General features: G+C 39.8%; 19 protein-coding genes. 4 read left to right on the forward strand and 15 right to left on the reverse strand.

The annotated features are described in order from the left end of the window. The coding region (locus HYU69_00580) for a hypothetical protein (protein MBI2268831.1) at positions 1-1,595 on the reverse strand (1,595 nt) is incomplete at its 3' end. A 63-nt stretch (positions 1,596-1,658) separates the two neighbouring features. Here HYU69_00580 and HYU69_00585 point away from each other — a divergent pair. After that, positions 1,659-2,462 carry an RNA methyltransferase gene (locus HYU69_00585; protein MBI2268832.1) on the forward strand — a complete coding sequence of 268 codons (804 nt, stop codon included), beginning with the start codon at positions 1,659-1,661 and terminating at the stop codon, positions 2,460-2,462. Here the strand turns inward: HYU69_00585 and HYU69_00590 are convergent. From HYU69_00590 to HYU69_00655, 14 genes are all read right to left on the reverse strand, one after another. After that, the gene (locus tag HYU69_00590) at positions 2,449-3,612 is read right to left on the reverse strand and encodes a glycosyltransferase (protein ID MBI2268833.1); all 1,164 of its coding nucleotides are present in this window, start codon (positions 3,610-3,612) and stop codon (positions 2,449-2,451) included. The two genes, HYU69_00585 and HYU69_00590, sit on opposite strands and share 14 nt — an antisense overlap. Positions 3,613-3,675: 63 nt before the next feature. After that, entirely contained in the window at positions 3,676-5,307 is a 1,632-nt protein-coding gene (locus HYU69_00595; GenBank protein ID MBI2268834.1) for an organic solvent tolerance protein OstA, read from the reverse strand. 21 nt (positions 5,308-5,328) lie between these two features. Beyond that, positions 5,329-6,609 (reverse strand): adenylosuccinate synthase, encoded by a 1,281-nt coding sequence (locus tag HYU69_00600; protein ID MBI2268835.1) that lies wholly within the window; start codon positions 6,607-6,609, stop codon positions 5,329-5,331. A gap of 29 nt (positions 6,610-6,638) precedes the next feature. Next, the gene (locus HYU69_00605) at positions 6,639-6,986 is read right to left on the reverse strand and encodes an STAS domain-containing protein (GenBank protein ID MBI2268836.1); all 348 of its coding nucleotides are present in this window, start codon (positions 6,984-6,986) and stop codon (positions 6,639-6,641) included. After that, positions 6,983-7,495, reverse strand: coding sequence for a transcriptional repressor (locus tag HYU69_00610; protein MBI2268837.1), 513 nt, complete (start codon positions 7,493-7,495; stop codon positions 6,983-6,985). The genes HYU69_00605 and HYU69_00610 overlap by 4 nt, the downstream gene beginning before the upstream one ends. A 212-nt stretch (positions 7,496-7,707) precedes the next feature. Next, positions 7,708-9,918: a bifunctional (p)ppGpp synthetase/guanosine-3',5'-bis(diphosphate) 3'-pyrophosphohydrolase gene (locus tag HYU69_00615; protein ID MBI2268838.1), complete on the reverse strand. Its 2,211-nt coding sequence runs from the start codon at positions 9,916-9,918 to the stop codon at positions 7,708-7,710. Positions 9,919-10,144: 226 nt separating this feature from the next. Next, entirely contained in the window at positions 10,145-11,416 is a 1,272-nt protein-coding gene (gene fahA / locus HYU69_00620) for a fumarylacetoacetase (protein MBI2268839.1), read from the reverse strand. Between the two features lie 41 nt (positions 11,417-11,457). Further along, positions 11,458-12,348, reverse strand: coding sequence for an HTTM domain-containing protein (locus HYU69_00625; protein ID MBI2268840.1), 891 nt, complete (start codon positions 12,346-12,348; stop codon positions 11,458-11,460). Next, positions 12,329-12,946: a hypothetical protein gene (locus tag HYU69_00630; GenBank protein ID MBI2268841.1), complete on the reverse strand. Its 618-nt coding sequence runs from the start codon at positions 12,944-12,946 to the stop codon at positions 12,329-12,331. Before HYU69_00630 ends, HYU69_00625 begins: the two co-directional genes overlap by 20 nt. Positions 12,947-13,011: 65 nt before the next feature. Beyond that, entirely contained in the window at positions 13,012-14,292 is a 1,281-nt protein-coding gene (locus tag HYU69_00635; protein MBI2268842.1) for a serine hydroxymethyltransferase, read from the reverse strand. Positions 14,293-14,383: 91 nt separating this feature from the next. Further along, positions 14,384-14,605 carry a hypothetical protein gene (locus HYU69_00640; protein MBI2268843.1) on the reverse strand — a complete coding sequence of 74 codons (222 nt, stop codon included), beginning with the start codon at positions 14,603-14,605 and terminating at the stop codon, positions 14,384-14,386. A gap of 38 nt (positions 14,606-14,643) precedes the next feature. Further along, positions 14,644-18,894 (reverse strand): PKD domain-containing protein, encoded by a 4,251-nt coding sequence (locus tag HYU69_00645; protein MBI2268844.1) that lies wholly within the window; start codon positions 18,892-18,894, stop codon positions 14,644-14,646. Positions 18,895-19,369: 475 nt separating this feature from the next. Further along, on the reverse strand, positions 19,370-19,837 hold the full coding sequence (locus HYU69_00650; GenBank protein MBI2268845.1) for a hypothetical protein: 468 nt from the start codon (positions 19,835-19,837) through the stop codon (positions 19,370-19,372). 69 nt (positions 19,838-19,906) lie between these two features. Further along, complete coding sequence (locus HYU69_00655; protein MBI2268846.1) at positions 19,907-20,443, reverse strand: archaeosortase/exosortase family protein; 537 nt, start codon at positions 20,441-20,443, stop codon at positions 19,907-19,909. A 549-nt stretch (positions 20,444-20,992) separates the two neighbouring features. On the opposite strand from HYU69_00655, the gene HYU69_00660 reads away from it, so the two are divergent. The 3 genes from HYU69_00660 to HYU69_00670 all read left to right on the forward strand — a co-directional run bounded on the left by HYU69_00660 (position 20,993) and on the right by HYU69_00670 (position 24,810). Further along, a complete protein-coding gene (locus HYU69_00660) occupies positions 20,993-23,416 on the forward strand; it encodes a polysaccharide biosynthesis tyrosine autokinase (GenBank protein MBI2268847.1) in 2,424 nt (807 codons plus the stop codon). 6 nt (positions 23,417-23,422) lie between these two features. Then, the gene (locus HYU69_00665) at positions 23,423-24,286 is read left to right on the forward strand and encodes an ABC transporter permease (protein ID MBI2268848.1); all 864 of its coding nucleotides are present in this window, start codon (positions 23,423-23,425) and stop codon (positions 24,284-24,286) included. Between the two features lie 191 nt (positions 24,287-24,477). Then, on the forward strand, positions 24,478-24,810 hold the full coding sequence (locus HYU69_00670) for a GIY-YIG nuclease family protein (protein MBI2268849.1): 333 nt from the start codon (positions 24,478-24,480) through the stop codon (positions 24,808-24,810). Positions 24,811-24,919: the final 109 nt, after the last annotated feature.

The raw sequence follows: 24,919 nt of genomic DNA on the forward strand, positions 1-24,919 counted from the left end.
TGGGGCTTCAGGTCAACCTGTACAAAACTGATCTCTATTGGATTGATGAGATGACTTTTGGTAGATGATTCTTTCCATGAATAACCAAATGCAATTTTATTAATAACCCTGGTATAATCAGGACGTTGTTGAAAATTATAGGCTACATTAAAAATGGTCTTTGGGTTGGAACTTTTGGAGGCTTTAATTTTGAAAGGAAAGAGAAACCGGGGAACGTAAAGGTTTACTTCAGGACCAAACTCAAGTGTATTAAAAGGGATGCCCTTTTTGATATCTATATTACTACTGCCTCCCTGCTGGTTAAGCAGGCGCTGAACTTCAAGACCTCCCCTTAATCTGGCTTCAAATATCTCAGCGCCTTTAAATACATTTTTGTTCTGATAAACAAGGCTGCCCGCTACACCAAGGTTGCCACCCGTATTGGTGCCTTCTGTTTCAATTGTGACAGATTGTTTCAATACCGGGTTTAATAAAATATAGCAGTCCAGCGAATCTATGGTGCCGGGAGTCTTTAGAAACTGAACGTTAACATAACGGAAGGCACGTAATTCCGACAAACGTCTGTATGTAGCTTCACCATTGCTGATTTGGTAAATCTCACCTTTTTCAATGAAGGTGGCATCAAGTATAACGAATGGTTTGAATTTTAATTTATCCCTGAACAGGATAGAATAATTTTTAATATGCAGGGAGTCTTTTTTAATCTTGCTCTTAGATCGGCTATCAAATTCAGTATCAATGTATATGTTATTGATATGGAATTTTTGATGTGGGGTTTCAATAAGAGAATCAGGGTGATCGGCGAGTGAAGTTGTATTTTTTTTGATACCTATGGTAATATCAAGCAGGTTACTTTTAAGCGAGCTGTCTACTTTAAAATAAATGAATTCCTTTGAAAAATAAAAATACCCGTTGTTGTTGAGCATTCGGGTGATCCTTTCTCGTTCTTTCTGAAGGATATCAACATCATAATTTTGCCGGGGTTTTATAGCGCAATTCACTGTGTCAAGCATTACATAATAGTTTACCTGCTGATCGTCGATCTCGTAGTTTATCTTCCGTATTTTATATGGTTTGCCCGCTTCAATATTGTAGATAACTTTAGCACGCTTATGCTTAAGTACGGCCGAATCACGAACAGTATTATAGAAATAGCCTTTGCCGTTTAAAAATAAATGTATTTGTTTTGAAGAATTGCGGGAAAGTATAGAATCATATACAACAGGCGCTTCACCAACTTCCATAAGCCATTCACCAAATAATTGTTTGTCGGCAGGCTTCGGTTTCTTGCCTTTAGCAATCCTGATACTGTTTTCTGCTTCTCTTTTCCGTAGCCAGGCTTCTTTTTTTTGTTTAACTTTTTCTTCGTTAGCCAGGTTGTAAAGCCAGAGATGGAAGCGAATGGCTCCAAGGATCTTGCGATTGGGCTTTTGCTTAATGTAGGCTTCAATTTCACTTTTGTCAATTGCATTTTTATCTTCAGAGATCTTTACTTCAGAGAGAAGGTGCTGTCCCTCAGTAAGTTTGCGGGTGGGGCCACACGAGCATATAAATAATGCTATAAACGAAACGGAAAGGAATATAATTTTTTTCAACTGCAAAATAAAATAGATTTACATTTGCTTTGATTTAACAGATGTCACATACAAATATACGCATTGAAGCTCTCTAAAAATAAGATCAGAATTTTACAGCAAGTACAAACTAAAAAAGGTCGGCAGGATTACAATTTGTTTATTGCTGAAGGTATTAAAGTTGTGGAAGAATTGTTGAACAGCGATATTAAGGTTGTTGAGCTTTACAGGGTTGAGGGTTCAGGGTTCAGGGTTCAACGTTTAGGGAAAAATGTGATAAATATATTTGATGTTAGTGAGGAGGAGTTGAAGAAGGTATCATCATTTACTACACCTAATGAAGTATTGGCTGTAGCGGAGATTCCTGAAAGGAAGCTGGATATAGAATCATTAAAGGATAAATTAACTCTTGTTTTAGATGATATTCAGGACCCGGGGAATATGGGGACAATCATCCGTGTGGCGGATTGGTTTGGAGTGGAGAATATTGTTTGCTCAATAAATACTGTTGATTGTTATAACCCAAAAGTGGTACAGGCAACAATGGGATCGATCGCGAGGGTGAATGTTTTTTATGAAGATATTGGCAATGTCATAAAAGGATCAAGCGCTCAGGCAAAGACAGGATTCCGGATCTTTGGGGCTGTGTTGGATGGAGAGAGTATTTATTCAAAAAAATTAAGTAATAAAGGTATTGTTGTGATTGGGAACGAAAGCAAAGGTATCTCAGCTAAGGTCACATCACTTCTTACGGATAAAATCACAATACCGGCCTATCCGGCAGGCAGGCCTGATCATACACACTTTACGGATAACGCGCGAGAACCGGAATCTTTAAACGCAGCAATAGCTGCTGCTATTATTTGCGCGGAGTTCAGGAGAGAATGATCCGTTCCAGCCTTTCATTCTGGGCTTCCCAATCAAAACGTTTCAAAACAAAATCATAGGCTTTATTGGCTATTTGTGTAGCCTTTTGGGTATTGTCTAAAAGCTCTGTGATCTTCTGTGCATACTGTTCGGGTGTGTTTGCTTCAATGATGGTTTCGCCATCAACAGCTTTTACCGCGTTGTTGGCCAATGAGGAACATATGTTGGGGATTTTCATGGCCATAGCCTGGAGTATTTTATTTTGCAGACCTATACTGATAAGCATTGGAGCCAGGTTGATCCTGCTCATGGCAAACGCATCACGGATATGCTTGAAGTTGTCAACTACATGAACTTTATCAGATCGCAGGCTGCGCACGGCACTGCTTGGGTTGATTCCGGCAATTAATAAATTTACATTCGGGTTTATTTTATGCACTTCAGGCAGAATTTCAGTCGCAGCATAAATAGCAGATTCAATGTTTGGAGGATAGCTCATGTTACCCGTGAATAAAAGGTCGTATTTTTTTTCGGTAATAAGAGGCTTAAAAATACTGCCATCAACACCATTTTCTATAATATGTATTTTGTTTCTGTCGGGGTGCGGAAGTAATTCTTTGTCTTGCTCCGATATAATTACCTTTTGATCAAAATGGTCAAAAATTACTTTCTCATATTTCAATAAGCGCCTATATTCCATTAATGCTATTTGTTTCATGAAATAGTTGGATCGTTCAGCCCTGCGTTGCATACCTTTGGAGAAAACATCCATGTAGTCGAGTGTTTTAGGTATGTTTCGGATGTCCTTTACGTATTCCGACATGCGTATAAGATGACAGTATATGGCATCGGGTTCGGTATCGGCAATTATTTTATTGATTTGTTTTTTGAATGAAGGTCTGAAAAACAAACCTACCTGGAATGGCAGCGCATTGAACAAAGCGCGGAACAGGTTGATCAGCTGATGGAGTACATTGATTTTAAAGACATGTATTGTTTTGCAATATTTTTTTAATTCATTTAGTTGTTCGGCATTGATGTTATGAAAAGTGGTAGCAATTAAGATGATTTCATTTTTTTTACTGAGTTGTTTTATTTGATTGTATATGCGCAGTTTGTCACCCTTTTCGAGCGGGAATGGAAAGCGGGATGTTAAAACAACAATGCGCATATCACAAATTTAAGAAGAACCTTTGCCGGTTTTTATAACCGGCAATAATATAACTGCATATTCCTATTGCCAGACAAAAATATCTTTGAATGAACCGGGACGTTGTTTGATCTTCCATACAAAATCTTTTAGTAATAATTCGCCGGGAGGCAGTTCATTGATCGGATAAAGAGTGGCATCCGGCTTTTTAATAAATGTGATTTTATCAACCTGGCTGTCTTTCAGGAATATTAACAGGTCTGAGCAATCGGCTTTGTTCACTCCGATATATTTGTCTTTATCCTTTCCGTAATAAATAGTCTGCCCGTTTCCTTCAACTTTTATTTTGTACAGTTTGTTATCGGAAAAATACCCATGCATTACTTTACCTTTTATCTGGTTAAAACGCAGACTGTCTTCCTGCGAAATAATAAATGCTGTATTGGTCAGGAGCATGCTTTTTAGCATGCCTTTTCCTGTTTTAAGTTCAATATGTTCTGCTGTGAGCTGGCTTTTCTCCGACCATAATACCGGATCTATATATAACCGCATCACCGAGTCGCGGTACGTATATACGAGCGAATCACATTTACCTTGCAGGTCCGATTTGTAGATTTTCACTTTGTGATAAGCTTTTAATATCCTGTATACACTATCCTTTTTGGTTTCAGGTTTTTTGGTTTCAGGTTTTATGCTTTGTTTATTGCCTGCTGCCAGCTGCTTTTTACTAACTATTTTATTTTTGTCTCCATAATCTGACTTCTGACTTCTGACTTCTGACCTTTGCTCATTCTCCGCCCGTAATGTATCCGCATGAATAAACAGTGTGTCTTTGTCATTGATCTGGCTCATTAAAGCGTGACCTGTAACAAGCGCTGTGTTGGTAAATTCGTTACTGTAGCTATAATCACCGGTGATCGTAATGTTTTGAGAAGTATCTGTAATGGAAATATTTTTAAAGCCTTTTCCTATCCCGTTTTTTTTGTCGTAGTAAAGGCTGTCTCCTTTTAGCTTTTGATTTTTACTGATGAGGTAAGCGTTTTTATTGAATTGCGCGATATCTGTAATGGTATTGTAAAATCCGTTTTCACAATAAATAAAATCCTGCTGGCTTTTAATAGTTGTAGGGCCGATGAATCGCGTGGTTTTTAATACGGTATTGTAATGTAAGGTGTCGCTGTTCATGGTATAACGCGGGTTAACCAGTACGACATTTTTTTTGAAAGCAAGTTCTTTGGTCACGGTAAAATAGTATCCATTGTCGCTTGTAAGTGTATTTTCATTGCTTATTATCGTTCCGCCTCCGTGGTAAGTGGCGGTATTGTTTTTTGTGTCGAAGAACAGGATATTTGTGGTGAGTGTCATATCCTTATCGGTCAGTTTTACATTTTTCTGAAGCTCGGCCATCTTGGTGTTGCCGTCATATTTCAGTAATTCACCAAAGGCGTTAACACCATCGTTATTGGTGATGTGAATGTGACCAAATGCATCTGCGGAATTATTATTGTATAAGTAGGCACTGTCACAATTCATGATTGTGTTACCATCTTTAAAGGATACATTTCCGATCAGACGTTTGGCATCAACACCTAATCTTTTGTCGAATTCCAGTGAATTCGCGTGCAGTAATTCAATTGTTCTCTTTTCCTGGGCGACAGTTCGGGTGGACATGACCAAAAGCAACAACGCAAAAGAAATAGATCGTTTTGTATTCATTGTGTGTTTAAATAACACATATTATGCCAAAACCTTGTTGCGAAGTATTGTTTGTGTACGGTCGGGACCAACCGAAACAATAGTGATCGGAACATTTACTTCACTCTCAATAAAGTGAATATAATTATTCAATTCCTCAGGCAATTGACCTTGCTGTGTAAGTACCGTCAGGTCCTTATTCCAGCCTTTCACCTCTTTGTACACGGGTTCCAGGTGTTCCGGTGAGATATCATAGGGCAGATAGTCGATCACTTTGCCATTGTATTTGTAATGCGTACAAACTTTAAGGGTTTCGAAGTTGCTTAATACATCGGCTTTCATCATCAGCAGTTGTGTTACTCCGTTAATTGTGATGGCATATCTCAGTGCGGGCAGATCGAGCCAGCCGCAGCGTCTGGGACGGCCGGTTGTTGATCCGAATTCATTCCCGATCTTTCTCATTTTTTCACCTACAGCATCATTTAATTCAGTAGGGAAGGGGCCGCTTCCAACACGTGTACAGTAGGCTTTGAAAATTCCGAACACTTCCCCGATCTTATTTGGAGCGATACCCAAACCGGTACATGCGCCGGCGCATATGGTGCTTGATGATGTTACAAAAGGATAGGAACCAAAATCAATGTCAAGCATTGAACCCTGAGCTCCTTCAGCTAAAATTGATTTTTTATTGATCAGTGCCTGGTTAATGTAATGTTCACTCTCAATATGCTGGAGGGTTTTAAGCATTTCAATACCTTCAAACCATGCAGGTTCCAGCTCTTCAAGTTTGTAGTGGAAATCATGGTATTTAAGAAGCTGCTTGTGTTTTTCAACCAGTGATTTATATTTTTCAGGGAAATTCGGCATGGTGATATCACCAACGCGCAAGCCATTGCGCCCGGTTTTGTCCATGTAGGTGGGGCCAATACCTTTAAGTGTGGAACCAATTTTTTCTTTGCCTTTAGCAGCTTCAGAGGCAGCGTCAATTAGCCGGTGCGTAGGTAATATAAGGTGCGCACGCTTTGATAAAAGTAATCTTGATCTTACATCAACACCTAATTTTTTAAGCGCGTCAATTTCCTTTTTAAAAATAACAGGGTCGATTACCACGCCATTGCCCACAATATTAACAGACTTCTCGTGAAAAATACCTGATGGTATTGTGTGTAAGACATGTTTTATGCCATTGAACTCCAACGTATGGCCTGCATTCGGGCCGCCCTGGAAACGACCAATGATGTCATATTTTGGCGTTAGCACATCAACAATTTTTCCTTTGCCTTCATCGCCCCATTGAAGGCCCAACAATACATCTACTTTCATTTTATTTCGATTTGAATTTTGATAAAAAATTAAGAATGCAGCTTCTCCGCCGCCTCAGTAACAGAGTCAGCAATATTGAAAATACTGTTGAGTTTGGTGATTGACAGTAGCTCATGAACTTTTTTTGACAAACCCGATATAGCCACATCTCCGCCGCTTTTGCGTGATTTGGTCAGAATATTGATAAGAATATTCAGTCCGCTGCTGTTCATGTATTTAAGATCGATCAGGTTAAGAATGAATTTATTGTCCTTTTTTTCAATACATTTATCAACTTCATAAAGGAACGGCAGGGCTTGTCCTTTATCGATCAGTTCACCTTTAAGGACAAACAAATTGATATCATCTACTTTATCGTGAGTGTATTCAAAGTTCATGCTGTTTGTGTTTTTAGTGTTTTGTTAGAGGATGCTTTATTCGACATGTGTTCACATGAACCACTCTTATGCAAATTGCTGCACTTTCCATAAAATGTAAGTGCGTGATGTGTGATATTGAATTTTAAAATGTCGCCGGTCATTTTTTGAATTTGCTGAATGCGTGGATCACAAAATTCAAACACCTTTTCGCAATCTTCACAGATCAGGTGATCGTGCTGTTTGTATTCGAACGATTTTTCAAACTGTGCTATGTTTTTTCCAAACTGGTGCTTGGTAACTAAATTACAGGCCAGCAGTATTTCAATAGTGTTATAAAGTGTGGCACGACTCACTCTGTACTTTTTGTTTTTCATTTGTATGTACAATGATTCAATGTCGAAATGCCCTTCATGAGAATAAATCTCATTCAGAATCGCGAATCGCTCGGGTGTTTTGCGATGGCTGTTCCTTTCGAGGAATTCAGTAAATATTTTTTTAACAGTTTCTTTGACTTCCTGGCGGATCATTTTTCAGCTGTATAAAGCTGTTTAAAGGTAAAAAAAATATCGTTCTCAACAAGCCCGAATTAGGGGTAGACGACAAATCTTACTTGCACCCGTCGACAAGCTCAGGGTGCAGGGAAAATTGTTCGTTGAGCCTGTCGAAACGAACAATTTGTGGCTATTTTCGTATGCCCCGGTTCGGGCGGAGTAGGGTCCGTTCGAGCGCAGTCGAGAACCTACTGGTTAGAATCAATCCTGTATACATTCAGAATTCCCGGCACTTTTTTAAGATTTTCGGTGAGCTGGGTAAGGTGATCGGTGTCGTGAACAAAGACCATTATTGTGCCTTCAAATGTTCCGTCATTGCTGTCAAAGCTGATCGACCGCATATTTACGTTCATGTCGTTCGATATGATCTTTGTGATATTATTTACAATGCCAACTTCATCAAAGCCGATCAGTTTCACACCTGCAAGGAATGAGATCATTTCCTGGTTGGTCCATTTTGCTTTAACAATACGGTAGGCGTAGTTTGACATTAACTGAATGGCGTTGGGGCAATTGGTGCGGTGTATCTTTATGCCTTCGCCAACGGTTATAAAGCCAAACACATCGTCGCCCGGGATCGGGTTGCAGCAGGTTGAAAGTTTATAATCAATTTTTTGCAGGTTTTCACCGAGAACAAGCATGTCACTTTTGCCGCGGGCAATAGTAACAAGTTCTTCGAGCGATGATCTTTCGGGCCGTGCCTGTCCTTTCCCTGAGTATTTGGAACGGTTCTCCGCGTATTCTTTTAATAGCCGAAAATCAACCGAGCCTTTGGCCACACGGAAGTACAGTTCAAGACTGCTGGGTAGTTTGTAAAAATTCGCGAGTTCGTTCGCTACCTGGTTATTGAGTTCGATCTTAATATGGTCCAATTTGCGCTGGAGTATTTCTTTCCCCATTTCGGCCACTTTACGTTTTTCTTCTTTGAGGGCGTTTTTTATTTTCGATTTGGCGCGGGCTGTAACAACATAATTCAGCCAGTCTTCCTTGGGCGTTTGCTTGCCCGATGTGATCACTTCAACCTGGTCGCCGCTTTTTAATTTGTAACTCAGGGGAACTAATTTATGATTCACCTTGGCGCCAATGCATTGTTCGCCCACCTTGGTATGAATATCAAAAGCAAAATCAAGAGCCGTTGAGTTAACAGGAAGTGTTTTCATTTCTCCTTTCGGGGTAAAGGCGAATATTTCTTCGGCGAAAAGATTTAATTTAAAGTCGTCAATGAAATCCATCGCGTTCTCTTCCGGACTTTCAAGCAATTCGCGTATTTTTTTGATCCAGTCATCCAGCTGGTTTTCAGCCAATGAACCTTTATATTTCCAGTGCGCCGCATAACCTTTTTCGGCGATCTCGTCCATGCGCTCGCTGCGTATCTGAACTTCCACCCATTTTCCATCAGGTCCCATGACAGTGGTATGCAGCGATTCGTAGCCGTTTGCTTTGGGCATGGATATCCAATCGCGGAGGCGATCGGGACTTGGGTGATAAAAATCGGTTATGATAGAGTATATTTTCCAGCAGTCTGTTTTTTCATTATCAACGTCAGAATCGGTAATGATACGTATGGCAAAGAGGTCGTATATCTCTTCGAACGGAACGCCTTTGTTTTTCATTTTGCTCCATACGGAGTGAACGGATTTTGGACGTCCGAATACTTTGGCATTAAAGCCCTGTTCATCCAGTATCTCTTTAATAGGTTCAATAAATTTCTGAATGTATTTTTTTCGTTCGGGTTCAGTGTCTTTTAACTTTTGGGTAATGGACTCGAACACTTCCGGTTCGGTATATCTTAAACCGAGATCTTCCAGTTCTGTTTTAATGGCATTTAATCCAAGGCGATGGGCGAGGGGAGCATACAGGTATAGTGTTTCAGAAGCGATCTTTTGCTGCTTCTCGCGCTTCATCGACTGCAAAGTTCGCATATTGTGAAGACGATCGGCCAGCTTAATGAGTATTACCCGCACGTCATCGGAAAGGGTGAGCAGCATTTTGCGGAAATTCTCGGCTTGCAGGGATGAAGTTTGATCGAACACTCCTGATATTTTAGTGAGTCCGTCAATGATCCTGGCGACCTTTTCGCCGAACATGCCGCTTATCTCTTCAAGTGTTATATCGGTATCTTCTACAACATCATGAAGGAGCGCGCAAATGATCGAAGTGGTTCCCAACCCGATCTCTTCAGCGCAAATATGTGCGACAGCAATGGGGTGGTAGATGTATGGTTCACCTGATTTTCTGCGCATTTCTTTATGCGCTTCAACAGCCAATTCAAATGCCTTGCGGATCTGGATCTTGTCGCCCTTCTCCATTCGTCTTCGGGAGGCTTTTAAAAGATCGCGGTAACGTTTCAGAATCTCCTTTTTCTCCTGCTCTAAGTCAATATTTAGCGCCTGTTCCATACAATGCAAATTTAATAAAAAACGAGGGTATTCGGAAGCCCTTATTGAAATGGGTTTACTATTACGCTCATTGCTCCGACGATATTTAAACCTTTGAAAGTATCGTAAAATAAAGATTTTGTTTAATGAACCTTGTCTGCCGGCTTTGCTCTGCTGAAGCTACGCGAAAGCGATGCAGGCAGGTTGTCGCATAAGCTTCGTTGTACGCTGTATAGAATATTTATGTTTAAGTAGCCGGAAGTACGGTCCCTTTACATTCTCCGAACCCAATACGCACACCATTTTTAACTGAGTAGCCTTTAATTATTACCGTATCACCATCATTAATGAATTTACGTTCGCTGCCATCCGGAAGCTTGACCGGTTTGGTGCCGCGCCATGCGATCTCCATCATCGATCCGAATGACCCTTCTTCAGGGCCGCTGATAGTGCCTGAAGCCATCATGTCACCTATATTAATGTTGCAGCCATTTACGGTATGATGTGCCAGTTGCTGTTCCATTACCCAATACATGTATTTGTAATTAGAGGTACATATTTTATGAGGCTGCCGGCCTTCAGGCTGAATGAATACTTCAAGATTAATGTCAATATTTTTTTTACCTGAATATTCAAGATAGGGAAGTACTTTAGGTTCCTGTTTGTAGCCTTCAGTACGGAAGGGTTCCAGGGCATCGAGCGTAACTACCCATGGTGAAATTGTTGAAGCAAAATTTTTGCTGAGGAATGGCCCCAGCGGAACGTACTCCCATGACTGTATATCACGGGCGCTCCAATCATTAAGTAATACCATTCCGAAAATATGGTCATCCGCTTTGGCTGTTGACACTGTTTCACCAAGCTGCGTTGATTTACCAATAATAAAAGCTGTTTCAAGTTCAAAGTCGAGTAGTTTGCTTGGCCCAAAAACCGGGATCTCCGCGTCTGCTGGTTTTGTCTGGCCTTTAGGACGGTGAAAATTAGTGCCTGAAACAATAATAGATGAAGCTCGCCCATGATAGCCAACCGGGATATGTTTCCAGTTTGGTAAAAGAGCATTGGCAGGGTCGCGAAACATTTTGCCCATATTTGTAGCATGGTCAATGCTGGAATAAAAATCTGTGTAGTCGCCTATTTTTACCGGTAAAAGTAGTTCTACCTCATTCATTGGAAGAAGTACCTTTTGACGTGCTTCAACATTGTCTCTCAGTTCTGCCCTGTCGGCATTCAGTAAATTAAAAATCCGATTACGGACGGCTCGCCAAACCGGCTGTCCGAGTGAAATAAAATCGTTGAGGTTATCTTTCGAAAAAACCTTTGTGTCGAATTTTAACTGATTAAAATAGCCAAGCTTGGCCACGGCAGCAAGATTCAGTACCTGATCTCCAATTGCCACGCAAACACATGGCTTGTTTCCGGCAGTTCTGAAAATGCCATAAGGTAAATTTTGTATCGGGAAATCACAATTTTCACTAACCGGGATCCATGATTTTAATCTCGGGTCAATTGGCTTTATCATATTGCATCAATTTTCTCAAAGTTACAATTTGTAACGGGTATCTAAGCGATTTTTAGTGTATTTAAAGCCATTTTGCTTTTTGCATCACTTGCAAATAGTAAATACATGATCAGCATGATCAAGCCGAAATCAGTAATTCCCATCATAAAAATAATAAGTACATGAAATACAACGCCAACCCATAGTGTAAGGGGTTTGAATTTTTTTATCCATACGGTAACGGGGAACAGCATTTGAAAGGTTAGCGTAAAGTAGGTGACAGGTATTGTAAGCCAGTCTGTATTCGCGATATTTTTTTGGATCCAGCTTGTACTATATTCATCCATATTCAATACATAATACAGTGCTGAGCCATCCATCCAATGAGAACCATACAGTTTATACACCGCTGAAACAAAGTAAAGCAGACAAACCTGTATTTTGGCAGCTAAAAAAGCAAAATTGGTAGCTGTTATTTCGAACGTCCTTATTTTGTTGTTTTGCTGTTGTCCGGCAGCTTCATTCATAAAAATCATATAAAATAATGTAATCACTAACAGGTTAGTTCCCCCATTTTGTATAAGTCCGGCATTATAATAAAGATTAACACTTATAAAATAGAGCAGTATACCCATCAGGCGTTTTAGATACCCAAATAAAGCTACAGTTGCACAGGTTAACTGACCAATAACAAAATACCAGTAGTAATTATTTATTCCTGGTCGTGACAGAATGTTAATCAGTTTAATTGCAAAGTTATCCTGTGGGTAATAATGGATCATGTTTGCATCAACGCTCCATATTTGCGAAGCAATGGGCAGGCTGATCAGTCCATTTAGAATAATATAGAGGTAAACAGCTTTCTTAAAAAGAAGAATAGTATGAGGCGTATTCACTTTTTCTGTGAATAATGCTTCAGTGAGGTCTATATATTTAGTTATTGTTGTCTTCAAGGTCAATAGTTGGAAAAGTAATTAATTCGTATTTTTTTTTGGCTGTTTTATTTTCAATAGGAGGAAATGTAGAAGCCACATATATGAACTCGATGCGTTTAATTTTCTTATCCGTAAAATATGCTGAGGCCTGGGTTGAAAAATACTTAAACGCCATCTTATATTGCGGGGTTTTAATAATTCGTCTACTGCGTTCAGCTTGTGTTGAGTCGGGTTTTGTATGATCCTTTTTCATCCCGTAATCCGTGTTTGTGTCGAGATACTTTAACTCGCGATGAATGCTTTCGTAGATATTGAACAGTTTGCCATAGTTCCAAAAGCGATTAGCCTGATGCTTTTCCAGTAAGGACTTTCCGGGATCTATCCATGGAGAATAGTTGTTGTTGTCGAATCGGCATCTGTAATACAAATTGCGGCTGCCCATCGGTGGCTCAGGAGCAAACATTTGCCAGTTCTGATTGAATACAGGGAACACGTACCTTTTTGAAATATTCAGTAAATGTGAATAGTTGGAATATTGCGGAAAGCAAAAAAATAAAATAAGGGCAAAATGGATAATGACAGCAGTAGCTCCTGTCAGAAATAGATAGCGTTTCAAGAATATAGTTTGATTACAAATAAATGTAATTTTCTCTTTCCCGTTTTGTAATGACGGGATGGTGTTTACACGAACAAAGGATGTTTTTTCATCTTCGTGTTTACCTTTTTTCTAACCTGGCCGATAACAGTTTCGTTATCCATATTCATAAGTACTTCATCGATCAGGTCAACAATTGCAGGGATGTCTTTTTCTTTTAAACCACGTGTAGTAATAGCAGGGGTTCCCACACGTATACCTGAAGTAACAAAAGGTGATTTATCGTCAAAAGGCACCATGTTTTTATTTACTGTAATATCGGCTTTTACAAGAGTCGTTTCAGCTTGTTTGCCTGTGAGGTTCTTTGAGCGCAGGTCGATCAACATACAATGGTTATCAGTTCCTCCTGATATAACCCCATATCCTTTATCAACAAAGCACTGTGCCATTACCTTCGCATTTTTAATTACCTGTAATGTGTATTTCATGAAACTGTCTGCTAATGCTTCACCATAAGCCACCGCTTTAGCGGCAATTACATGTTCAAGCGGTCCGCCTTGTGTGCCGGGGAAAACAGCGGCATCCAGCAATGCCGACATTGTTTTAATTTCTCCTTTGGGTGTGGTTAGCCCCCATGGGTTTGGAAAATCTTTTCCCATCATGATCATCCCGCCCCTTGGTCCGCGTAAAGTTTTATGGGTAGTTGTTGTTACAATATGGCAGTGCGGCATCGGATCATTCATCAGGCCACGGGCAATAAGGCCCGATGGGTGTGATATATCTGCCATCAGCAAAGCGCCAACCTTATCTGCAATGGCTCTGAACCGTTTATAGTCCCAATCACGTGAATAGGAAGATGCACCGCAAATAAGCAATTTTGGTTTTTCCTGGATAGCTTTCGCTTCAACTTTGTCGTAATCAATGCGGCCGGTTTCTTTTTCAACGCCGTAAAAAGTAGGCCTGTATAATTTTCCTGAAAAATTAACCGGCGAGCCATGTGTAAGGTGACCGCCATGCGACAGATCAAATCCCAGGATAGTATCTCCCGGTTTAAGAATAGCCAGCATGACAGCGGCGTTAGCTTGTGCGCCCGAATGAGGCTGAACATTGGCCCACTCAGCGTTAAACAATTGTCTGGCACGATCAATTGCGAGCTGTTCAACCTTGTCAACCACTTCACAGCCTCCGTAATATCGTTTGCCCGGAAGCCCTTCTGCGTATTTGTTTGTCAGGCAGGAGCCCATAGCTTTCATCACCTGGTCGCTTACATAGTTTTCGGAAGCGATCAACTCAATCCCGTAGGTCTGGCGGTGCAATTCTTCCTTAATATATTCAAAAATAAGTGTATCCTTCTTCATATGAATGATGTATTTGACTCACCAAAAGTAGATAATCTTTAAGAATTTTCGAGGAGAAATGTTAAAAGAAAAAGCCCCCTAAATTTGGGGGCTTTTTCTTTTAAATTCTTTTTCTTGATCCGTAGGCTTTTTTTACTCCCAATCCGATCCCTGCTACAATGAGGAAACTGATACCTCCGTCAATAGGGACACAGGGAGGCGGCCAACAGGCCGGTGAGGTTGTTCCACCCGGAGGGCCGGGGGGCTGCGCAAACAGTGTACTGGTTAAAGTTGGTGTTAATAATATCAATAATACCGACAATACAACTAAGCCCTTTTTCATTTTAATTTATTTATCTGCTCAAAAGTAGATATTTTTTTTTAGTTACCGATAAATATGCGCTTGATTAGTGTAGTTTCGCTAGTGGACACCTTCACAAGGTAAATTCCATTGCCAATAGCCGACATATTGATCTGCTCCAGTTTGTGATTTCCGCTGAAGCTCTGAGAATGAATGTTCTTGCCCAACAGGTCAAACACCTCAATAACACCTGCTGTTACATGGTCAAGTTTAACAAATGTGCCATTGCCATTGGTAATTAGAGCGATGTCGTTGTTGTTTGCAGCAGAGTTATTAATTCCAAGCGGACTTGTTACATGAACAATTATGGTAGTTGTGTTTGAGCTGCAGCTGCCATTTGAAGCGGTTAATTTTACAGTATAATCGCCCGCCGCAGTATAGGTATGGGTCGGACTCTGAACATTATCAGTATTCGAATCGCCAAAATCCCAAAGGTATGAAGTTGCACCTGTAGAAGCATTGGTAAATACAACAGGTACTCCCACATCTACTGTAGTATCGTTTGCGGAGAAAGAGGCTGCAACAGGGTTTGAAATGTGAAGCACAAAGCGGGGCGCCTGGGTAGTATCACTGATCGAAAATGTGTAGGAATTGGTGCTTAGCAGGTCCGTGGTTATTCCGGTAAGTTTATCTTCCAGTGTAATACATCCGCCTATTTCACTTAAGTCAGGGGCGGTAATTTTGTAGGTGCCGGTTACACCAACTTTAGCCTTCACTGGAATGCTATATCCTTTTGTCAGATCAGCCATTTTGTTGATGACAAGATTTTTTCCATCGGTTGAAAGGGACGTAAGTGTTGGCGCGTTCCATGCGAACGGATTCATGGCGAGTGCATCTTCTTTAATGTCATAACCATCTGCAGTAACCGGAGAAAAAGCGACAAGCATGGAGCCGGTGTAAGGTGTTGCTGAAACGCTTGATATTGTAAGGCGCATTTTTTTGTAAACGGATGCAGCCAGTTTCAGAAAATTTCCATCTGGTGTAGTTGCCTTATGGGTTTCATTAAAAGTTAATGTTCCTGCTGTTGATACATCAACATAAAAGCCCTGCCCGTTAGCAATCGTGCCGCTGGTACGGCCATTTGTGCTGGTTCCCATGCTTTCATCCCAGGTGTCAAAACCGCCTGTGTAGTAGTCGTAAACATAATAAAAGTCGTTATTCAAAGACCCGCTATTGGTAGCATAAAAATTGGTAAATGAAAGCGGTGCAGGGTAAGGGTTTGCCAATAAATTATAGCTTAAAGATACAGCAGGAGTTTTAGTGCCGCTAACAATCGTTCCGGTATTAATTAATGTTACGGGAGTAGTAACAGTGCCCGGGGAAGTATTGCCTATATAGGCTAAAAAACCTTTGCCATCAACAGTTCCGTTATCAGCTGAAATAGGATCTGTTGTATTAGCTGCGGCTGTATAGGTTTGAGATCCGGCATTAAAAGTATAAACTGATATAAAACCACTGGCTGGATCGTCTGATCCGGTAAAGCCGCTTGTATATATTGTTGCATCCCAATCAGAAATAGCTTCTGACTGTATAGGACAACCTAATGAACGCCATTCTGTAAATCCGTCCATATAACGCTGATATGTAACATTACCCAGGAAAGTTCCTGCACTCAGGTCACCCACTTGAGCGGTCCCGCCGCCTGTAAAAGTGTTTCCGTTTTTGGTTGATGTTGAAACTAAAGTAAATGTTTTGTCATTTCCTGTACCATCCGCGTCAAATGTAGCCCCGTCAATGATATCTATCTTGTTTATCAGGTCAGCGTTATTGGCCATGTTTACAGTATGCGCGCTCGTACTTGCTTTCATATTGTAGAAGGTTGTTTTTGTAGCCGATCCGCCAACGGTCTGTGTTCCTGAGCCGTTAAATTCAACAGTGTTGTTGCTGTGAGTAAAAGTTGCATTATTGGTAAAATCGCCGGCAAGTGTCATCAAAAAGCCACCAGCATCAAGTGTGCCTGCCGAAATAGTAAGCGTTCCGTTTACATCAAGCGCTGCGCCAAGTGTTTTGGTTCCGCTTCCGGATATTGTTAAATGTTGATAGGTTGGCGTGCCTGAAACAGTTTGTGTTGTACCTGCATAATCGACTGTGCTGCTGGTTGTTTGCAATGTAGTTGTTCCAAAACCTGAAGGGAAAGTGGAGGTGCCCGTCAATTTTAATGTGGCGCCATCGTTTACCTGTAAAGTTGCGCTGCCATTTCCGGTTATGGCAAAGCCTCCGTTATCCATAAAGCCTGTTACAACGGTTATATTGCCTACAACATTTGTGGCGTTTACCAATGCTCCAAGAGTTGCTCCGGCTGTATTGTTTGTTGTAATAGAGTTATATAATGTAATAGCAGCGCTGCTCATTGGGATGGTTTGTGCTGAAGTGCCATTAAAGTTAACCGTGTTACCGGCAACAGTATAGCTTGAAGACACATTGCTGATCGTATACGTTCCTGAGATATCTATTGTTCCGGAGCCAAGTGTACGTGCCCCGGTATTGGATGACATAAGATTTGTATAACTTCTGGCTGCTATTGTTTGTGAGCCGCTTCCATTGTAATCAACCAAAGCTGTGGGTTGCAGGGTTACAGTACCAAAGCCTGTAGGAAATGCCGAACTTCCTGTAAGCTGAAAAGTGGTTCCATCATTAACCTGGAATGTATTGGCGCCGGTTCCGGTCATTGCAAAACCACCATTTCCTAATGTGCCGGCTTCAACTGTAATGTTACCCACAACATTCGTAGCGGTTACTGCGGCACCAAGGTTGGCGCCTGATGTGTTGTTTATTGTTATGTTGTTATATGATTGGGCGGAATTCATAGGAATGGTTTGTGCCGATCCGCCATTAAAATTAACTGTGTTACCCGCAACGGTATAGGAGGAGGTGTTGGATGTTGTATATGTTCCCGTAATATTGATAGTTCCTGCTGCCAATGTTCTCCCACCACTGTTAGAAGAAGTTAAGTTACCATAAGTAAGCGCGGCAATAGTTTGTGCCCCGGCACCATTATAATCAACCGTAGAGGTAGCTTGTAAAGTAGTGGTTCCGAAGCCCGTTGGAAATGATGAAGAACCGCTTAGTGTAAAAGTTGTGCCATTATTAACCTGGAAAGTAGCGGCTCCATTCCCTGCTATTGCAAAACCGCCGTTATCAAGTTTTCCTGTTTCAACAGTAATGTTTCCTGCTACATTTGTTGCACTAACAGCTGCTGCTAAAGTTGCCCCTATTCCACCTGTGCAATTAAAAGTAATATTATCATAAAGTGCGGTAGCAGGCATAGGGATGGTTTGATTGCCTGTGCCATTAAAATTGATCGTATTTCCGGTTGGAATATAACCTCCTGTTGTAAATGTAGCACTATTGTTAAATGTCCCTGCAATTCCAATTGTCCCTGCAGTGAGAGTAATAGAATTTGCTCCTCTGCTGCCGCTGGTTGTTAAGTTATTGTAATTGAAAACCGGAATAGTTTGACTTCCACTTCCAGAAAATGCTATCGTACTTCCGGTTATTGTATAACTATTTGTTCCCGGATCAAAGCAAGTAGCTGAATTGTTTTTTATATTAATTGTTGTCGTTGGGTCAAGAATCCTTGCACCGGTACCAGATGATTTAAGTTTCCCATACCCATTAGCGGTAGGTGCAATAATAGTTTGGGCTCCTGATCCGTTATATTCAACCAGGCTGCTCACTATCCCGAAATCAACAGTCGCATTCAGAGTATTAAGGTTAAAATTACCGGCAATTTGTAAAGTACTGGCGTTCTTTATTGTTAAAGTTGGTATTTCAGTGTCATCAAAATTATTAAAGTTGATATCGCCCTGAACTATTAAAACCGAAGTTGCGCTTGTACTGGTTTCAAGAGACGGAATGCAGTTACTACCTCCACTTGAGCTAAGATCAACATTTCCAATAACGGTAAATGTAACACCGGAATTAACAATTAAACCTGCAAAAGCACTCGCACTTCCATCTGCGCTAATAGTCAATGACAGACAAGAAGTTGTTACATCAACATTAACAGTCGCCCCGTCAACAATTGTTACATCATCACCAGCTCCGGGAATAACCCCTCCAACCCATGTACCTGCAGTATTCCAATTTCCGCCAGACACTGTACTGCTAATAGCAGCCGAAAATCCATTTGTTGTCAGAACTAAAAAAAGAACAGAAATATAAAATAGCGTAAGCTTCATGATATAATGTTTTTTAATATTTATAAACTTAGGACTTACGCAAAAACAAGTGAAGGCCATTTTAGCTGTTGAATTAGGTATTGTTTCCATTGGCTTTATTTTATTTGATAAGTTGTTTTTTGTTGATATGGGGTGTTAATCAAGGGTTCAAATATATAAAAAAATACCAGATATTGCTGAATTATACGTATGCTTTACCGTTAATGTTTCGTTTGTGTAAAAATTAAATTTATTTGACTTACTGAGAAACTGTTTAAAATTTATCTATTTGAAATGTTATATGTCGCCCCTACAGGGCTTTAAAAATTATTTATTTTTTTCTACCAAGATTCCATCCCTACAGGATTTTAATAGCTCCGTTAGGAGCGAAATCTTGGTAGAAGAAGCCCCATCGGGGCGACATAACATTTATTTTATATGAAATTTAAACAGTCTCTGATTATAAATAAAATGAAAACTTACCGGTCTTTGATCTTTGTGATTATTTCTTAATGCGTATTACTATGAAGCTTATGCCAGGCATTAGCTGGTTTGCCTTTCACAGATTTACTGAATCGGCGTATGTTTATTTATTTACCGGCAAAGTGTAAAAAAGAAGGCTCGAAAACAACAATAGCAATACAAGGGGAGACTGAATAATGGTTTCGGGAATATGTATAATCCTGGACATAAGAAGAGGTAGTTTAACCGTGTGTTTCAGTAATTCAGCCGCCAGGCCGGTCACGCCTAATACGAGGTACAGAATAATAACTAAACGGGTAAAATACCTCTTGCCAAAATAAAGGTGAATAGCAATGGTTGAAATAAACATAAATGAAGCGGAAAAGACTATGGCCATCGTCCACTTCAGTTTTTTGAGTTGAGAAAGATCTAGGTTTTTAAGAAAATCGGGAGTCGGAGTATTCGCATAATTGGTTGATTGCTGTTCAACTGCCGCATTTAGTAAGATAAATAAAGTGTCTCTGGCATAACTAATGGCAAAGAGGAAGAGTACCATCAAAACGAATGTGATATTTTTAGATTTGGTATTCATGAAAGGCCTCATTCCTCATCGAAGTTGAAAATTTTAAGATACGTTTTTAATGTCATTCCTGCGTCCCCTTTAGCTCTTCCCTTCACTCGCCCCTTGTCCCTTGTCCCTCGTCCCTTTCCTGATCCAAATCACCCACATTAAAAAAATGATCACGTACATAATAAGCGTAAATGTATAACTGTGATTGAACTCAAGCGATTGGGGCGAATATTTTACAATGATCACCAGTACTATAATTCGAATAATATTTACCAAATCAATTATTATAAGTCCTATGGGAATAAAAATGAATTTTGATCCCAGCTTGCCCGGATAAGCCATAATAAACCCTGTAAACAATACAAATAAACTTAACCCGTCACAAGGCTGATTAACAATAAGTCCGGAGCTATCAACGAGGCCAATTAAACGGCCTTCTGTAAAAACAGTAAACCCCATTGCTTTAAGCACAAGTGAAGTAGTAGTTACCAGGTGGCTGATAAGCAGTTTGTCAATAACCCCATTTTTATAAAGCCAGCCATTATAAATAATATACCATGCCAGGTAAATACCTGCTGCCCGGAGTAGGAAAATAATAAGGCCTTTGTTTTTTTTGTAAAAATCCATTATTTAGAATGGTTCAAAGTTCAAAGTTCCGTGTTCAATGCGTGTTTCTAAATTAGGGTAAGAAGCTGTCTAAAATTTCTTATTTTGATATAACAGTATGGGCTTTTTGAACATATTTAAAAATTTGTAGCATTAATTTTTGAATAAAAACAAGGTTTATGCTGCCTATATAAGAGACTGTTTAAATTTCATATAAAATAAATGTTATGTCGCCCCGATGGGGCTTCGAATCATTGGGTTTTAATTTTCTACCAAGATTTCGCTCCTAACGGAGCTATTAAAATCCTGTAGGGATGGAATCTTGGTAGAAAAATTTTTAAACAACTCTAAAGAGGTTGAATTAAAGAACATAGATTTTTCGATTCATATCACCTTGAACCTTAAACCTTGAACCTTGAACCTTGAACTTTTTCCAAAGGTACAAATACCTGATTACTACCTAAATTATAATAGTTTAACTCCCTATTATTAAAATAGTTACCTTTGCAGGCTGTAATTTTAGGTTTTTGGTTGTTCTGTTTGTAGTATTTGTCATTAAAACATATTAGAGTGAATAGTACCGGCCCCGATATTAATACCAAGCCTGAAAACATTAGTGTTAAATCGTTTTTATTTAAATCGATAAAATACTGGTATTTATTCGTAATTGCTTTAGTGTTATCTTATTCCATAGCTTATTATAAAGTTCGTTACAATATTCCAACATATAATGTGAATGCCCGTATTTTAATAAAGGATGAGTTTTCTTCCTGGGGCCAGGAGTATTTTTTGCACGGTATGGAGTTGGTGAGCGCCCGTAATCGCCTTGTAAATGAAATAGGGATCATACGTTCATTTCCGATAATGCGTAAGGTAATGGATGGTTTGCCCGATTTTAGGGTTACATATAACGATATAGGGAATATAAAAACCACCGAGTTATATAAAGAAGCTCCATTTGTTGTTGAATGGGATACCATAGGAAAGAGTGTATATAACAGGACATTTTATTTTAAGATTATTTCTGGCGATAAATTTCTGATATCGGAGCGCAGATTTGAGGATGAAGTAGGTCTTGAGTATTCATTCAATGACCCGTTTAAGATTGACGATAATATAATTGAGATCAAACTTAAGCAGGTATATACCCCGGAATTTAATAAAAAACTTTATAGTTTCAGGATAAATAATATGGACGATCTTGCCGTCTCTTATCTTGGAAATATTGGCCTTAATGTGGAGGTAAAAGAGTCTTCAATACTTGTTTTGTCCTCATCAGGCACAAATACTCAAAAAACAATTGATTTTATTAATGGGTTAATAAATGTATATATCCAACATGGTGTAGAACAGGCGAGTATGACCGTAACTAATACTCTGACATTTGTTGATAGGCAGTTGAGAAGTATTTCTGATTCATTGGGAGTTTCTGAAGATGATATGCAATCATTCAGCACGGATCTTAATAACAAAAAACTTACTATTAAAGAGGACGATCTTTTGGTAGGCAGTATTGTTGAACTGGAACGTCAAAAGATCAATATTCAGTTTAACTTAAACTACTATAAATACATCCTGGATTACATTACTAAAAACGATGATTCAAAAGGACTTATAATTCCCTCCATAGTTGATGGTGATGGACATTATGGAATAATGTCAACTAACATTAATAAGCTAATGAATTTGTATGCACAAAGATCCGGGTATAATTTTTCTATGACAGATAAAAGCGCTAGCTATCAGCAGTTACTTATTGAAATAGCATTAGTTAAGCAAATTCTTGCTGAGAATATCAGGTCGGTAATTGAAAAGCTAAAGTTCGATATGGAGCAACTGGATGACCAACTCTTAAAAGCCGAAGGTAAACTTTCTATAATTCCTCCCGCACAGCGTCAATACACCACAATCCAGCGAAAATATACTCTGAGTAATAGTTTGTATACCTATTTGCTGCAAAAACGCTCTGAAGCAAGCATTGCCAAAGCAGCCAATATTTCAAAAGTACAGGTATTGGATTGGGCAAGCAGGTACAGGGTATCTTATACCGGAGTGCCTCCGGGTACTATTTACACTACCTATATTTCATCCGGCATAGCGATCGCCGCCGGGGTGGTTTTGTTGATCCTCTTCTTTAATACCAGTATAATTGATAAGAACGATATTGAAACGGTTACGAAAATACCTATAATCGGGATCATTGGCCACAGCAACAAGGGTTCAAGTAATGTGGTGATCGATAGTCCTAAATCGGTTATATCTGAAGCATTCCGTGGTGTACGTACAAACCTTGGTTATATGACAGCCGGCAAGGATAAGATAGTGGTTGTAATAACCTCATCGGTTAGTGGAGAGGGCAAAACGTTTTGCGCCATAAACCTGGCATCTATTTATGCGCTCTCCGGAAAAAAGACCTTATTGCTGGGTGCCGATCTCCGCCGCCCGAAAATTTACATGGATTTCGGATTAAATAATAACATCGGGATGAGTAATTATTTAATAAACAAAGCCACATTTGAGGAGGTCATACAATTAACTAATCTCGAGAACCTTGATATTATCCTTTCCGGGCCGGTGCCGCCTAACCCGGCCGAACTATTGGGAAGTTCTGCTACTGAGGAATTGATTAATAAAGCCAAAGAAAAATACGATGTTGTTATTATTGATACCGCGCCATTTGGCCTGGTCACCGATTCATTGCTGATCACTTCGTTTGCTGACGCGAATTTGTATGTGGTGCGCCAGTTTTACACCAAACGCAAACAGTTGCATGCAATCAACCAGCACTTTGTGGAAGGAAAAACAAAGAACCTGGGCATTGTTGTTAATGACCTCAAGCAGGAGCGATGGGGTTACGGAAGCTATGGTTATGGTTACGGTTATGGTTATGGAGGCACTTATGGCTATGGTTACGGTTATTATAGCGATGACATGGCTAAAAATAAAAAAGGATTTTCATGGAAATCAATTTTCGGGATTAAATCCCAGGGATAATTTACAATGAGCATTAAAGAACAATCGGACGAAAACTGGACGCATATAATAAAGCCCTCCTACTCTTTATTCGATTTAAATCTGAAGGATGTTTGGCGTTATCGTGATCTGATCGGGTTGTTTGTTAAGCGCGATTTTGTAGCAGCCTATAAGCAAACTATACTTGGTCCTTTATGGCATTTTATCCAGCCGCTTTTTACAACTGCCATATTCCTGCTGGTGTTTACAAAAATTGCCAGGATACCTACCGATGGAATTAATCCTGTTCTGTTTTATATGAGCGGCATTACCCTATGGAACTATTTTTCATCCTGTTTAATGGGTACTTCCAATACTTTTGGCAGTAATGCCGGAATTTTTGGTAAGGTTTATTTTCCCCGTCTCGTTTCACCAATATCCACCGTCATTTCAAACTTAATGAAATTCGGGATACAGTTCCTGTTGCTCATCGTTGTAATGATTTGGTTCGCGATAATAAAGGGTGATCATTTTTATTTCGGGTGGTCATGGTTATTGATATTCCCCTTGCTTATTATTCTGGCGGGACTCGGTTTGGGTTTGGGAATTATTATTTCGGCACTAACAACAAAGTACCGCGACTTTTCTGTATTGATCGGATTCGGTATACAGTTGGCTATGTATGCCACACCCGTGGTGTACCCGTTATCATTTATTGCCGATAAAAGTTACAAATGGCTTATCATAATTAACCCTATGACCTATATTATGGAAGCATTCAGATTTGCGTTGTTTCACCAGGGGACTATGTCTGTATATTTATTATATAGCGTATCTTTTACAGTTATTTCCTTATTTGTAGGTTTGCTCATGTTCAATAAAGTGGAGCGGAGTTTTATGGATACCGTTTAGAGAAATTTTGAAATGAAAAGTACCCTTCGACAGGCTCAGGGTACGGTGAGAAAATGAAGGTCGTTGAGCTTGTCGAAACTGGGTCGTTGAGCTTGTCGAAACTGGGTCGTTGAGCTTGTCGAAACTGGGTCGTTGAGCTTGTCGAAACTGGGTCGTTGAGCTTGTCGAAACGAGGCATTGAAAGAAGAATGATGATTGGATTCATGTATATTTTGAAATGTGCAAACGGTTTGTATTACACCGGAAGTACAAATGATTTGCAACGGCGGTTACAACAGCATCAGAATGGAGAGGGTGCTAATTTCACAAAAAAGTATTTACCGGTTGAATTGGTTTATTGTGAGCAATTTCAAAGAATAGACGAAGCGTTCTATCGTGAAAAGCAAGTGCAAGGATGGAGTAGGAAAAAGAAAGAAGCTTTGATTAATGGCGAATATGAAAAGTTGCCGGAATTATCTAAAAATTATGCTCAGAAAGGTACCCTTCAACAAGCTCAGGGTACGGTAGAAAATAACGCTCGTTAACCAGCGGAAACAAACTTGTCGAAACTGTTCGTTGAGCCTGTCGAAACTGTTCGTTGAGCCTGTCGAAACTGTTCGTTGAGCCTGTCGAAACTGTTCGTTGAGCCTGTCG

It is taken from the genome of Bacteroidota bacterium, from assembly GCA_016183775.1.
GTDB lineage: Bacteria > Bacteroidota > Bacteroidia > JABDFU01 > JABDFU01 > JABDFU01.